Origin of the sequence: Mediterraneibacter hominis (assembly GCF_014287475.1) — a bacterium.
GTDB lineage: Bacteria > Bacillota > Clostridia > Lachnospirales > Lachnospiraceae > Mediterraneibacter > Mediterraneibacter hominis.
In genome coordinates, this window is the sequence record NZ_JACOPF010000005.1 from 1 (window position 1) to 14,754 (window position 14,754).

Annotated in this window: 14 protein-coding genes; all 14 read left to right on the forward strand. The window is 43.2% G+C overall.

The genetic code is table 11. The features are described from left to right. Positions 1–388, forward strand: a 388-nt coding sequence (locus H8S37_RS15865; protein ID WP_186877048.1) for an LCP family protein, incomplete at its 5' end; no start/stop codon positions are given. Between the two features lie 15 nt (positions 389–403). Further along, a complete protein-coding gene (locus H8S37_RS15870) occupies positions 404–637 on the forward strand; it encodes a hypothetical protein (RefSeq protein WP_186877049.1) in 234 nt (77 codons plus the stop codon). Positions 638–660: 23 nt separating this feature from the next. Beyond that, the gene (locus tag H8S37_RS15875; protein ID WP_186877050.1) at positions 661–984 is read left to right on the forward strand and encodes a helix-turn-helix domain-containing protein; all 324 of its coding nucleotides are present in this window, start codon (positions 661–663) and stop codon (positions 982–984) included. A gap of 199 nt (positions 985–1,183) precedes the next feature. After that, positions 1,184–1,876: a response regulator transcription factor gene (locus H8S37_RS15880; protein ID WP_186877051.1), complete on the forward strand. Its 693-nt coding sequence runs from the start codon at positions 1,184–1,186 to the stop codon at positions 1,874–1,876. Positions 1,877–1,897: 21 nt separating this feature from the next. Then, positions 1,898–2,746 carry a sensor histidine kinase gene (locus H8S37_RS15885; protein WP_186877052.1) on the forward strand — a complete coding sequence of 283 codons (849 nt, stop codon included), beginning with the start codon at positions 1,898–1,900 and terminating at the stop codon, positions 2,744–2,746. Positions 2,747–2,918: 172 nt separating this feature from the next. Then, positions 2,919–3,599, forward strand: a complete 681-nt coding sequence (locus tag H8S37_RS15890) for an ABC transporter ATP-binding protein (RefSeq protein WP_186877053.1) — start codon at positions 2,919–2,921, stop codon at positions 3,597–3,599. Continuing rightward, positions 3,592–6,141 (forward strand): ABC transporter permease, encoded by a 2,550-nt coding sequence (locus H8S37_RS15895; protein ID WP_186877054.1) that lies wholly within the window; start codon positions 3,592–3,594, stop codon positions 6,139–6,141. The genes H8S37_RS15890 and H8S37_RS15895 overlap by 8 nt, the downstream gene beginning before the upstream one ends. Before the next feature lie 199 nt (positions 6,142–6,340). Next, positions 6,341–7,396, forward strand: coding sequence for a PTS transporter subunit IIC (locus H8S37_RS15900; protein WP_186877055.1), 1,056 nt, complete (start codon positions 6,341–6,343; stop codon positions 7,394–7,396). A gap of 251 nt (positions 7,397–7,647) precedes the next feature. Further along, positions 7,648–8,397, forward strand: a complete 750-nt coding sequence (locus H8S37_RS15905) for a GTP pyrophosphokinase (RefSeq protein WP_186877056.1) — start codon at positions 7,648–7,650, stop codon at positions 8,395–8,397. Between the two features lie 229 nt (positions 8,398–8,626). After that, entirely contained in the window at positions 8,627–10,990 is a 2,364-nt protein-coding gene (locus H8S37_RS15910) for a heavy metal translocating P-type ATPase (protein ID WP_186877057.1), read from the forward strand. 189 nt (positions 10,991–11,179) lie between these two features. After that, complete coding sequence (locus H8S37_RS15915; protein ID WP_186877058.1) at positions 11,180–11,539, forward strand: ArsR/SmtB family transcription factor; 360 nt, start codon at positions 11,180–11,182, stop codon at positions 11,537–11,539. Between the two features lie 26 nt (positions 11,540–11,565). Continuing rightward, entirely contained in the window at positions 11,566–13,425 is a 1,860-nt protein-coding gene (locus tag H8S37_RS15920; protein WP_186877059.1) for a heavy metal translocating P-type ATPase, read from the forward strand. Between the two features lie 9 nt (positions 13,426–13,434). Beyond that, on the forward strand, positions 13,435–13,977 hold the full coding sequence (locus H8S37_RS15925; RefSeq protein ID WP_330605028.1) for a tetratricopeptide repeat protein: 543 nt from the start codon (positions 13,435–13,437) through the stop codon (positions 13,975–13,977). A 182-nt stretch (positions 13,978–14,159) separates the two neighbouring features. After that, positions 14,160–14,726, forward strand: coding sequence for a tRNA (mnm(5)s(2)U34)-methyltransferase (locus H8S37_RS15930; RefSeq protein WP_186877208.1), 567 nt, complete (start codon positions 14,160–14,162; stop codon positions 14,724–14,726). The last annotated feature ends 28 nt before the right edge of the window (positions 14,727–14,754 follow it).

Consider the following 14,754-nt stretch of genomic DNA (forward strand, 5'->3'; position numbering starts at 1 on the left):
CGAGGCGCTGGCATTTGCAAGGGAAAGGTACAGCTTTGAGGACGGAGATTACCAGAGGGCAAAAAATCAAATGGAGGTCATACGTGCAGTGATACAGAAATGTGCGTCCTCGTCTTTGCCTGCAAACTACAGCTCTGTCATGGATGCAGTGGCAGGAAGTTTTGAGACAAATATGCCGCAGGATCAGATTGCCGCGCTTGTAAGGATGCAACTTTCCGATATGGCGCAGTGGAATATTACCTCTTATACAGTGAGCGGGAAAAGTATGTATGCGCAGACCTATTCTATGCCGGGACAAGACCTGTATGTAATTGAGCCAGATCAGGCGACAATAGAAGAAGCGAAACGGCTGGTAAGTGAGACGATGGGAAGCAAAGCGCAGGAATAGAGAGGAGAAACACAGATGATAAATCCGGTGACGGTGATGAAAGTATTAAGTGAGAGAAAGGTGTTTTTGGAAAATCATCCGGATCTATATCCATTTATAAAAAAGTGGTTTGGAAATGACCTCCAGAAGGGAACGGTACTGGAAATAGCGGTCAAAGAACCAGGAGAAGAAAGCGGAGAAAAAATAAAAATAGAAATAAAAGAATCGGAACAAGTTTTTTTTCATGCGGTAAAAGATATGCTGAAATAGGATAAAAGAGAGGCGGTGATGTTTTGTACGAGGAAGACTTTTGTTCCAGACTTTTGGCCCTGCGTACTGAAAAAGGTGTTTCTGCCCGGGATATGAGCCTTTCGCTCGGACAAAATGCAGGATACATAAATCATATAGAAAGAAGGCAGGCGCTTCCGTCATTGAATGTATTTTTTAATATATGCGAGTATTTAGATATTACTCCTGAGCAGTTCTTTGATACAGGGCAGAATTCTACGGCGTTAATAAAGAAAATCGTGGAAAATCTAAACTGCCTAAGCCAGAATCAAATAGAATGTCTTTCTAGTATTATCAGTGATTTGGCGGCGAATAAAGGAAGCGGATAAGGAAACTTAAATGAATGACAGATGGTCTTGGGGCGCCCTCCGTAAGGAAGGCGCCCCAAAGCCTTTTTCTTTAGCTTTTTACTGTCTGACATGATATACTAAGGTATACCCTAAAGGGCATCCCGTAATACATCCCCTTCGGGAAGGCGGGCTTCGCCTGACAAGATTATTGGAAATGCAGTAAAAAGAGGAAGGAAAAATGGCAGAAATATTAATAATAGAGGATGACAAAGGATTGAATGAGGGAATTGCCATCGGGCTTGGCGGAGAGGACTATCATTTTACAGGGTGCAGTACCCTTGCCGAAGCCAGGAGAAGCATCTATGAAGAGAAAAAGAGGTTCGACCTTGTGATACTGGACTTAAACCTTCCAGACGGCAGCGGGTATGAATTTCTAAAAGAATACAGAAGTATAACAGATCACCCGGTGTTGGTTTTGACAGCAAACGATCTGGAAATGAATGAAGTAATGGGGTTCGAGCTGGGGGCCAATGACTACGTGACAAAACCTTTTAGCCTTGCTGTTTTAAGAGCGAGGATTTCGAATCTGATAAAGCTTGGCAGAGAAAGAGAAAATGCGGAGTACGCAAGAGGAAGATACAAAGATGAGAAATTATATCTGGATACAAATGAAATGAAGTTCATAAAAGAGGGACAAGAAGTGCTTCTAAGCCGGACAGAACAAAAGCTTTTAAAAATCTTGCTTGAAAACAGGGGAAATACAATTCCAAAAGAACGGATGCTGGAAAAAATCTGGCCGGACGGAACGGAATTTGTGGAAGAAAACGCACTCTCTGTAGCAGTCAGCAGACTGCGGGGAAAGATAGAGGATAATCCCTCTAAGCCGCAGCACATACTGAATGTCTATGGGATTGGATATGTATGGAGATAGAAAGGGAATAAGAAAGAAGCTATGGACGGGTTCGTTAGGAGAAAGACATTTGAGATCCTGAATAAAATGGTGGATGAAGCGCTGGCAGGGACATTTACGGAATCGGATTATGATGAGAGTGAATTGTCAAAATTAGAATCAAAGTGGATGCGGTTTTTGAGTACCTCTGTGCTTAACAGAGAGGCGATCGAAAAGGAACGGCAGTCCATACAGGAGCTTGTCTCAGACATTTCGCATCAAGTGAAAACACCGATAGCAAATATTCTTTTGTATGGAGAGATTTTAGAGGAAAGGCTTGAGGGCAGCAAGGAGAAAGAACTGGCGGAACACCTTTTAAAAGAGACAGAACGGTTAGAGTTTCTGATACAGTCTCTAATAAAAATGTCCCGGCTTGAAACTAATACTATTCAGGTGCTGCCGGAGGTACAGTCTCTTATTCCACTTCTCGAGGAGGTAGTGGAGCGAGGGGAGAAGAAACAAAAATTAAAAGGAATTCAGATAGAAAAGACAGGGTGGTCGGATACGCTTTTGGCGTGTTTTGATAAGAAATGGACTGAAGAGGCGATCTATAATATTTTGGATAATGCCTTGAAATATACAGAAGAAAACAGTAAGATAGTCATTCGGATCGTACCATATGAATTTTTTGTGCGGATTTGTATAAAAGATGAAGGGCCTGGAGTGACAGAGGAGGAAGCCCCTCTGTTGTTTAAACGGTTTTACAGAAGTCCCAGATTCAGCGAAAAGGAGGGTGTGGGACTGGGGTTATATTTATCGAGAGAGATTTTAAGAAAAGAAGGGGGCTACATCAAAGTAACTTCTCCAAAAGAAGGCGGAACGGAATTTTCTGTATTTTTGAAATGTTATTGAATGTAGAAGAGTCTGTCTGGGAAATCTTTCGAAAATGACAGATTTGAGAAAGTACACAGAAAGATTGCTGTGATAAAGTCAGATAATAGAAGACGGCGTCGGCGTACACTGCATGGGAGCTGCCTGCGTGTTCGCCGGCGTCTGGCTTTTTTACATCAAGGAGGCGAAAAGAATGGAGACAATTTTACAGGCAAGAGACTTGAAAAAATACTATGGAAGTGGGGAAAACCAGGTTCGTGCATTGGATGGGGTATCTTTATCCATCCGTCGGGGAGAGTTTGTAGCGGTGGTAGGAACTTCCGGTTCCGGTAAGTCAACACTTCTGCATATGCTGGGAGGACTGGACAGACCAACCTCCGGAAAGGTGCTGGTGGATGGAAAGGATATTTTTCGATTGAAGGATGATGCTCTCTGCATTTTCAGAAGAAGAAAGATTGGTTTTGTTTTTCAAAGCTACAATCTTGTTCCGGTGTTGAATGTAGAGGAAAATATTACACTGCCGGTTGAATTGGACGGAAACCATATAGATACCATGTTTGTCCAGGAGATTGTCCAGGTATTAGGATTGGCAAATAAACTGGGAAGCCTGCCAAGTGAGTTGTCCGGCGGGCAGCAGCAAAGAGTTGCAATCGCCAGAGCGCTTGCCGCAAAACCGGCGATTTTGCTTGCCGATGAACCGACCGGCAATTTGGACTCGGTTACCAGCCAGGACGTCTTAAGTCTCTTGAAAGTGACAAGTGAGCAGTTTGGACAGACAATTGTTATGATTACACATAATGAAGAGATTGCACAGATGGCAGATCGGATTATTCGAATTGAAGACGGCAGAATAAGAGGTGAATCCTATGAGTAGAGTGAGAAATCAGAAAGTCTTAAAAAAACTCTCACAGAGGATTCTAAAGTCCAGGAAAAAGAAAAACATGATCAGCCTTGCGGCGATTCTTTTGACGACGGTTCTGTTTACAACGGTATTCTCTGTAGGAGGCAGCCTGATAAAAAGCAATACCGAGTCTACTATGCGTCAGGTTGGCGGAAGTACCCATGCGGGATATAAAAACATGACACAGGAGGAATATGAGATTGTAAAGCAGGATAAGAAAATACAGGATGTATCCTACAATATTATGGTAGGCTTTACAACGAACCCGCAGCTGAACAAAATCCAAGGTGAGGTACGTTACTTTGAGCCTCTGGATGCAAAGCACAGCTTTTCCTATCCTACAGTCGGAAATATGCCGGAAAAGGAAGATGAGGCGGCGATGAGTACGATTGTACTGGACGCGCTGGGAATAAAGCATAAACTGGGGGAGAAAGTGACTCTGGACATACAGATACATGGCGCCGTACAGACGAAAACATTTGTGCTGTGCGGTTACTGGGAGGGGGATTCGGTTTCCCATGCACAGGAGATATTAGTGTCGAGAAAATGGGCAGACAAGGTGGCGCCTGTAGAGACAACTCCCTTCTATGAGACAGACCAGACGGATTACAGCGGCTATATGAATGTAAACTTTAATTTTTCTAATTCTTTTGACATTGAAAAGAAGACAGAGGAATTGACGCAGCGCTGTGGCTTTGACGCGGATAAGACAAAGGCAGGGATTAACTGGGCATATGGGTTCTCTTCTGTAGATGCAGGTTCCATTCTGCTTATCGTTGTTCTGCTTGGAGTAATTATGCTCTCCGGATATTTGATTATCTATAATATTTTCTACTTGAGTATTTTTGGTGACATTCGTTTTTATGGGCTGCTTAAAACGATAGGGACAACGGGAAGACAGTTGAAGAAAATCGTGAGAAAGCAGGCGTGGCAGCTTTGCCTTCTGGGGATTCCGGCAGGGCTTCTTATCGGATGGCTGACGGGGAGATTTTTTACTCCCTTTGTCGTCAATATGCTGGACGGAATAACGATGTATTATTCCGCTAATCCATTGATCTTTTTGGGCTCTGCGGCATTTACGATTCTGACAGTCTATATAAGCTGTATCAAGCCATGCAGAATGGCCGCGAAAGTGTCTCCGATTGAAGCAGTTCGCTTTACAGAGAAAAGAAAAAGGAAGAAAACGAAAAAAACAAAGAAAGCAACCGCGTTTCATATGGCGATTTCAAACCTGAAACGAAATACAAAAAAATTGGTATTGGTTGTATTTTCGTTGTCATTGAGTTTGATTCTTCTAAACAGCGCATATACAATTGTGACTGGATTTGACATGGATAAGTTTCTTTCCTCGTATATGGTCTCTGATTACATGGTAACAGATTCCAGTATGGTGAATCTGAGCGCTTCCTATGTGGAGTATGAGGGAGTGACGGAAGAATTTCTTACAGAGCTAAAAGAACAGGACGGAGTAAAAAATATCGGCAATATTTATGTCTGCGGCAATTACCATTATTACTCCGATACAGAATGGGAAAGATTGGAAGAAATCATGGCGGATCCGGCTTATGCGGACTGGTTTGGAGACAGCATGCTCAAAGAATCCTTCGATTATGTCAGAGAAGAAAAAGCAACAGATATAGACATTTATGGGGTAAATAAAGAAGCTGCAGAGAAAATACAGCTTTCCGGAGGAGAAGAGATAGACTGGGAAAAATTTTGTACCGGAGATTATGTCATTGTCAACGCAATGGACAGTACAGAGACAGAGGTATCCTTCAACAGTCCGTTTCTAAAGGCGGGAGATAAGGTGACGCTGGAATTTGAGGAAGGAAAGTCTAAGGAATATGAGGTGCTCTATGTAGGGCAGATGCCAATGGCGCTTGGAACGCAGCATTTTCCATTGATACCGGAAAGCTTTATACTGCCGGACACAGAGTTGAAAAAGCAGTCTGGAATAAAACAACCCATGCGGACAGTTTTTGACGCGGAGGACGGGCAAAAAGAAGAGATCGCAAAGTGGCTGGCAGACTACTGTGAAAAAGTCAATCCAGATTTGGCACAGAGAACAAAAGCGGATTATCAGAAAGAATTTGAAGGCGTGAAGCAGGTATTTGTCATTGCCGGAGGAATTTTAAGCGCGGTGCTTGCATTGATAGGAATCTTGAATTTCGTGAATGTGACAGTGACCTCGATTCTTTCGCGCAGACAGGAACTTGCTATGCTTGCGGCAATCGGGATGACAGGAAAACAATTACGGAGAATGTTAAGAGACGAAGGGATTGTCTATGGAGTCTTAACCATATTAGTAAGCGCCAGCGCGGGAACCGCAATCGGGTATTTTCTCGTTGAGGCAGTGGCAGGACAAATGTGGATGTTTAGCTGGCATTTCACACTTCTGCCGATTGTGATATGTATTCCGTTCCTTCTCTTGATTTCTGTCATTGTTCCGGAAATGTGCTATTGGAATATGTGTAGAAATACAGTTGTGGAACGACTTCGGGCAGCAGAGGATTGAGCCGTCTGTCAAGAGACAGCCGATGTATGAAATGTAGTACATCGGCTGTTTTGCTGTAACCGCTCGGTCGTAGGATTCTGATGGACAGTGATATACTTTTCTGTTTATTTATGCTAAAATAGACAAGAATGTGTGCCTTTGCAGAGCGAAGCGCACAGAGTTTACAGAGGGAAACATAGTATACAGGGAGTGCATGGAGATGAAAAAGCTGTTAGACAGAATTTTTATTGATGGATTGGGTGGAATGGCACATGGTTTGTTCGCTACTTTAATTATCGGAACGATCATTCAGCAGGCCGGTACATTTATGGGCGGAGAAACAGGAAACCTCATCTTTCTTATTGGTAAAGTAGCCGCAGCGCTGACTGGGGCGGGAATCGGAATCGGTGTGGCAAGAAAATTAGAAGCGCCGCAGTTGGTAATTATATCGGCGGCTGTAGTAGGTATGGCAGGCGCCTTTGCAGACAAGCTGCTTGCCGGAAGTGTGCTGAAAGACGGTGGTATTGTCCTTACAGGCCCCGGAGAACCACTTGGAGCTTTTATTGCGGCATATATTGCGATTGAGATCGGGATCTTGATTTCGGGAAAAACAAAACTGGATATTCTTTTGACTCCTCTGGTATGTATCGGAGCAGGGACGGCTGTGGGCCTGTTTTTAGGGCCGCCTATATCCAAATTTATGATGTGGCTTGGTTCTTTGATTAACTGGGGGACACAGCAGCAGCCTTTTTTGATGGGAGTTGTCGTGTCTGTGCTTATGGGGATGATATTAACCCTGCCCATCAGTTCTGCGGCGCTGGGAGTCATTTTAAATTTGTCCGGTCTTGCTGCAGGGGCAGCAACGGTTGGCTGCTGTTGTAATATGATTGGCTTCGCTGTGGCGAGTTTCAGGGAAAATAAGGTGGGAGGTTTGCTGGCACAGGGACTTGGAACCTCTATGCTACAGGTTCCCAATATTGTAAAGCGGCCTGTTATCTGGCTGCCTGTGATTTTATCCAGTGCGATATTGGGTCCGGTAGGGACTATGCTTCTGCATATGACGAATAATGCGACAGGTTCCGGAATGGGGACTGCCGGCCTGGTAGGGCCGATCATGACATGGCAGGTTATGACTGCCAGTGAGCCTGCGATGGTTGTATTTGTAAAAATTCTTCTCATTCAGTTTATTCTTCCGGCAGTTTTGACGCTGCTTATCTCAGAGTTTATGCGTAAGAAAAAATGGATCCGGTATGGAGATATGAGACTTACAGACTGATATAGATGTAACAGTTCAGCCCGCGCCATTCGTAAAACCGCACTGCGTGCTTATCGTGGCTGCCGCCACCGTTTTACTCATTGATGGGCGCTTAAGCTCATACAGATGTACGCTCGCAAAAACACGCAGGCATGTTTTATACTTCCCGCACCCTGTATGGCTGAACTGATTTATAAAAAAAGAGTGAACTCTGTGACAGAAAGGGCAAAATATGGTATACTGGACAAAGCAGGAAAGGAGGAAGCCCCAAGGTGAGAAGTGAACAGCAGATTCAGGATGCGTTGAGAAATTATGAAGATGTTGATAGCTGGAAAACAGTCATTTTCCTGTACAATGCAGCATTAAAGGAAGTCGGAACGAAGCTGGAAATATTAAACGAAGAGTTTCAGCATGTACATAGGTATAATCCGATTGAACATATAAAAACCCGAATTAAGACTCCGGAAAGTATCGTAAAGAAGTTAAAAAGAAATGGCTATGAGACTTCTATAGAAAATATGGTAAAATATATCAATGATATTGCAGGGGTCCGTCTGATTTGTTCTTTTACCTCGGATATTTATCGTCTGGCTGAAATGATAGGGAACCAGAGTGACTTAAAGGTTCTTTCTATTAAGGATTATATTAAGAATCCGAAGGAGAGTGGTTATAAAAGCTACCATATGCTCGTGTCTGTACCGATTTTTCTTTCGGACAGTGTGGTGGATACGAAAGTAGAAATACAGATTCGGACTATAGCGATGGATTTCTGGGCGAGTCTGGAGCATAAGATTTATTATAAGTTTGAAGGAAATGCTCCGGAATATATAAGCCGGGAGTTAAAAGAGTGCGCACAGATGGTTTCCGAGCTGGATGATAAAATGTTATCTCTAAATGACGCAATTCTGGAGTGCGCGATGAATGATGTGCAGGAGGAAGAACATGTAGCAGTGGAGGATGTCGCGGAACATGTTCTTGGAAGCAGGGAAAAACAAAAAGCATTACAGTTCGCGCATAAGTAATGGTTTGAAAAGTTTATAACGAGAAAGTGTAAGCATATGCTCCTCATACGATAGATAATGGAAATAGGAAAGACTATCGTATGAGGAGCATATTTATATACAACTTTTTACATAACCTCTTGACAAAGTATCATTTTTGTGATTATATGAACATATGAACAGTGATTCATATGATAGAGATGCAGTCATTTGAAAGTAAATAGAAGAATTTGTCAAGGAGGGAAAGGTTATGGCACAAGCAGCATTAAAAGAAAAAATATATGAAGAAGCGCCGGAGGAACACTGTGGATGCGGGCATGACCATGCAGAGCATAGACATCACCACCATGACGCAGAGTGTGAGCATCACCATGAACATGGAGGACATGAGCACTACCATGAACATCATCACGAACACGGAGAACACTGTGAATGTGGACACGATCACCACGCACATAATGGGCATCGCCATGAAGAAGTAGAACGCAGAGTATTTAATCATGCATTTGACAATGTGAAGAAGGACATTTATATATTAGTAAATTTAGGATGTGCAAACTGTGCGGCAAAAATGGAGAGAAAGATACAGGAGATGCCGCAGGTTGATTTTGCGAACATTGTATTTGCAACAAAGCAGCTGCAGATCGTTCAAAATACTTCTGAAGATTTGCTTCCGGAATTTCAGAAAATTTGTTCTTCAATTGAAAGTGAAGTAGTTGTCAGAAAAAGAGAAGAAGGAACTGCTGGAAGGGAGAAAGAAAAAAGAGGGCGTTTTGCAGAAAATAAGAAGGATTTTTGTGAGATTGGAATCGGAGCAGTGCTTCTGATAGCTGGGAAAATGACAGAGACTTTCGGGGGCTATATTTCTCCAGTCTTATTTGTCGTTGGGTATCTTGTGTTGGGGCGGTCTGTATTGTGGACTGCGGTTAGAAATCTGGGAAAAGGGCGGATATTCGATGAAAATTTTCTTATGAGCATTGCAACTCTGGGTGCTTTTATTATTGGGGAATATTCTGAGGCAGTCGGCGTTATGCTGTTCTATAGAGTAGGGGATTTGTTTGAAGAAATTGCAGTGGCAAGAAGCAGAAGCCAGATTATGGACGCAGTAGATATGCGTCCGGAGGTTGTAAATCTGGTGCAGGGGGAACATACAGAAGAAATTCCTGCAAAAGACGCCAAAATAGGAGATATACTTCTTGTGCGCCCTGGCGATAGGATCCCTCTGGATTCTGTTATTGCAGAGGGAATGAGCAGGATTGATACATCTCCTGTTACGGGAGAGCCGGTGCCTGTTTCTGTACAAAAAGGGGATGCGGTTACTTCTGGCTGTGTCAATACATCAGGAATGTTGAAAATAAAAGTAGAGAAGGTTCTGGGAGAATCCATGGTGACCAGAATTCTGGATTCTGTTGAAAATGCTGCAGCAAGCAAACCGAAGATAGACAGATTCATCACAAGATTTTCCAGAGTATATACTCCATTTGTAGTTGCTTTAGCGGTACTGACCGCAGTGGTCCCATCTATTGTGACAGGTAACTGGAATTACTGGGTATATACAGCATTGACATTTCTTGTAATCAGCTGTCCGTGCGCGCTGGTATTGAGCGTTCCGCTTGCCTTCTTCTCCGGGATTGGAGCAGGCTCCAAAAAAGGAATTCTTTTTAAGGGCGGAGCTGCATTGGAAGCATTAAATGAAGTAAAAGCAGTGGTTATGGACAAAACCGGAACAATAACAGAAGGAAACTTTGCAGTACAGGGAATTGTACCGGAAAAGGGGCAAGATGAGATAACTTTACTTGCGTATGCGGGAAGCTGCGAGCAGGTATCAACACATCCTATTGCAAGCAGTATTTTAATGGTTGCTAAAGAGAGAAACATTGCACTTGACAGACCGGAAAGTGTGGAGGAAATTTCCGGAAAAGGTGTTAGAGCAAAGGTAGAAGGAAAAGAGATACTCTGCGGAAATGAAAAATTAATGAGAGATTTTCAGATTCAGCTTCCGGAAAAGGCGAGGGGCACATACGGAACAGAAGTATTTCTGGCGGCAGACGGAGAATATATCGGAAGAATTCAGATTGCTGATGAAATTAAAAGGGATGCTTCTTTGGCGATAGGGGCAATGAAAAAACAAGGGATACTTACAGCAATGCTGACCGGAGATGCGCAGGAAAATGCACGTGCAGTGGCAGAAAAGACAGGTGTGGATGAAATATATGCAAGACTTCTGCCGCAGGATAAAGTACAGAAATTAATCTCTATTCGGGAGAAACATGGAAGTGTAATGTTTGTCGGCGACGGTATTAACGACGCCCCTGTACTTGCAGGGGCAGATGTCGGAGCAGCGATGGGAAGCGGGGCGGACGCGGCAATCGAAGCTGCGGATGTAGTGTTTATGACCTCTGCGATGGAGGCGATACCACAGTCCTTGACGATTGCAAAGAAAACAGGGACAATTGCAAAGCAGAATATAGTATTTGCCTTAGTAATTAAAGCGCTTGTTATGATACTTGGACTTGCGGGAATGGCAGACATGTGGATGGCAGTGTTTGCAGATACGGGAGTAGCAGTGCTTTGCATTTTGAATTCTATACGGGTTTTATATAAAAAATTCTAAATAAGGATATGAAAAACAGGCATATCTGATATAAAAATGTAAAAATATGGTGAAAAGTGTAAAAAGCATAGGAAAACCCATGAAAATGTGGATTTCCTGTGCTTTCTTACGTCCACAAAGCTTGACCATGTTACCTGTTTCACGTATAATAAAATTTGAACGGCTGCTCATATGAAGGGAGAAGAACCTATGGATAAAATAGAAGTGGAGCACTGTGACTATATACATGTGCATGAAGATATTGTGAAAAATGTCCAGGAACATATGCCGCAGGAAGAAGAATTAAGAGATTTGGCGGATTTCTTTAAAGTATTCGGAGATACGACGCGGATTCGTATTTTATATACATTGTTCCAGTCTGAAATGTGTGTCTGTGATCTGGCACAGACACTAGATATGACACAGTCTGCAATTTCTCATCAGCTCCGAGTTCTTAAACAGATGAAGCTGGTGGCAAACAGAAGAGAAGGCAAGACCGTGTTTTATTCACTGGCAGACAGTCATATCAAGACAATTATGAATCAAGGAATGGAGCATATAAGGGAATAAAAGTAAAGCGGAAAAGGTAGTGCGTGATGGGGAAGGAAGTAAAGAGAAAGTGGCTGGAAATCGGTGTTGGAACACTTTTTTATCTGGCGGCATTAAGTACCAGAAAGTATCAGAGCCAGGAGAAAACAATACAGTGTATTCTATACTTAATACCTTATATAATTATTTCCTTTGAGACATATTGGGAAATGCTCAAAGGTATCCGAAAGTTTCAGTTCTTTAATGAAAATCTGCTGATGATACTTGCTACTATCGGCGCCTTTTGTATTGGAAAAAACGCAGAGGCGGCAGGGGCAATGCTGTTCTTTCAGATTGGAATTTTGATAGAGAAAATAGCATTTGGAAGGACGAAGAAATCGATTGCAAAATTTATGGACATACGTCCAGATTCTGCAAATTTGAAAACAGATACCGAAGAAGAGTCAGTTCTGCCGGAAAAGTTAAATATAGGCGACGTTATTATCATTAAGCCAGGAGACAGAATTCCTGTGGACGCGGTGGTTACATTTGGCAACAGTACCATTGATAAAAAGGCGCTTACAGGAGAATATGAACCTGTAGAAGTGAAGCCGGGAGACCGACTTTACAGCGGAAGCATTAATTTGAGCGGGGGACTTGAGGCGAAAGTAAAGAAGCTGTACAGAGATTCAACCGCTTCTAGAATTGTTGATTTGGTGGAAAATGCCAACAATAAAAAGGCAGAGACAGAGAATCTGGCAGCACGGTTTACAAAATATTATACGCCAGTGGTGATTCTTCTAGGGATTCTTGTCATGATTTTGCCGCCGATGATGCTGCCAGGGCATGAAACAGAGAAATGGATATACCGGGGACTCATATTTCTGGTGGCGGCATGTCCAAGTGGTCTTTTGGTTTCTGTACCGCTTGCCTTTTTAGGAGGAATCGGCGCAGCGTCCAGGCAAGGAATATTAATTAAAGGATGCGATTATGTGGAGGCTCTGTCAAAGACGGAAACATTTGTATTTGACAAGACAGGGACATTGACAGAAGGGGTGTTTCATGTACGTGCGATAGAGCCTAAAAATATGACAGAAGCGGAATTGTTGGATATTGCTTCGGCAGCGGAGGCTTATTCTACGCATCCGATTGCGCTTTCGCTCCGAGAGAGCTGTAAAAGTGAGATTGACTTGGGGAGAGTAGATGCGGTTCAGGAATTTTCAGGGTTTGGGATTAAGGCAAAAGTAGATGGCAAAGATGTAATCGTAGGAAATTATAAATTTATGGTGAGGGAGGGGATTTTCTTCGCCCCTGCAAATAGAAGCGGTACAGCCGTATATGTAGCGGTTTCTGGAGAATATGCCGGTTATATTTTGATTGATGATGTGATCCGTAAGGACGTAAGGCGGCTGATGCAGTGGCTGCATAAGCACAATATGGAAGCGGTTATGCTGACAGGAGACAATGAAGAGACCGCACATGCAGTTGCAAAAGAACTGCGGATGGACTATGTGTATGCAGAGCTTTTGCCGGAGGATAAGGTGGAGCAGTTAGAAGAATTTATAGACAGCCAGATGGAGTCAGAAAAACTGGCTTTTGTAGGAGATGGCATCAATGATGCTCCGGTACTTGCAAGAGCAGACATAGGAATTGCTATGGGAGGTCTGGGCGCCGACGCTGCATTGGAAGCAGCAGATATTATTTTGATGGAGGATGAGCCTTCTAGAATTATCAATGCAATTCGTATTTCAAGAGGAACGCTGCGTTCTGTGAAGGAGAATATGATATTTGCAGTCGGAATGAAGGTATTTTTGCTGGTGCTTGCCTTTTTTGGACTTGTAACTATGCAAAATGCAATTTTTGCGGATATGGGGGTTATGTTACTGAATATATTGAATTCTTTCTGGGTAATTAAATATCCAGAGTAAGGGGTGTAGATGATGAAAATACGAAAAATCCTGCCGGTGATTCTCGTTGTCTGTATGCTGACAGGATGTGGGAATGCATTGAAGGACGGCACAAAACAGTTGGAAGAAGGAAACTATAAAAAGGCAGCGGAAAGCTTTGAAGAAGCAGTACAAAAAGAAGAGGATACAGCAGAGGCATATAGGGGACTGGGAATGGCACTGTATGAACAGGAGGATTATAAAGGGGCCTTGGAAGCATTTCAAAACGCACTGGATAAAGGCGTAAAGGAGACGCCTCAATTGTATAACCTTATGGGAATCAGTGCGATGCAGACAGAAGACTATGCAGGTGCTTCTGAATATTTTGAAACAGGTCTTGCGCTGGCTGACGCCAGAGCTTCAGAGGAAACAATCGATGGAGGACTTCTTCAGGAAATGCGGTACAATAGGATTGTATGCGCCGAGAAATCTGCGGATTGGGATACAGCAAAGGAAAAAATAGCAGAATATCTCGAAACCTATCCAGATGATGAGAGAGCAGTGAAAGAAGCAGAATTTTTAAAGACAAGATAGAGGCAGGAAGACCTGCCTCTTTTTGGCGTGATACATCCGGCAGGCGGTGCTGTGTGCCGGTGGCGCGGACTGACGGTGAAGCGAAGACATGACGTACTCGCACGAGCGTACATTTGCCGGACAAAGGACAGGAAACAGCGGCACTGCAAGCTGGCGGCGGTATTGCCGAAAAAGGAGGAAAAATGGGGAGGAGTTATCAGATTACAGAATACTGCCACCGTTTCGTGAAAGAATATATCACAGAAGGAGACTGTTGTGTGGACGCTACTGCCGGGAACGGCGGTGATACGGAATTTTTGTGCAGATGTGTGGGAAGAACGGGAAAGGTTTATGCATTTGATATTCAAAAGACAGCGATAGAGCACACAAGGATGAGGCTGAAAGAGGCGGGATATATAGAGCGCTCTGTACTTTTTCAGGCAGGGCACGAGCAGATGGCTTCCTATGTAGAGGAAGAAGTATCGGCAGTGCTGTTTAATTTTGGGTATTTGCCGGGAGGGGATCACCGGATAGCCACAAGAGCAAAGACAAGTGTAGAAGGGGTAAGGCAAGGAATGGAGCTTTTGAAAAAAGGTGGAATTATGAGTCTTTGTATTTACAGTGGAAAGGATACAGGATATGAAGAGAAAGAAGCATTGCTGAATTTTTTGAAAAGACTTGATTCTAAAAAATGGCTGGTAATTTTAAACTGTTATTATAATCGCGAGAATAATCCGCCTCTCCCTGTGTTTGTTATTCGCTTAAAGTAGCGCTGACGGAAAAGAGGAAATTAAAAAG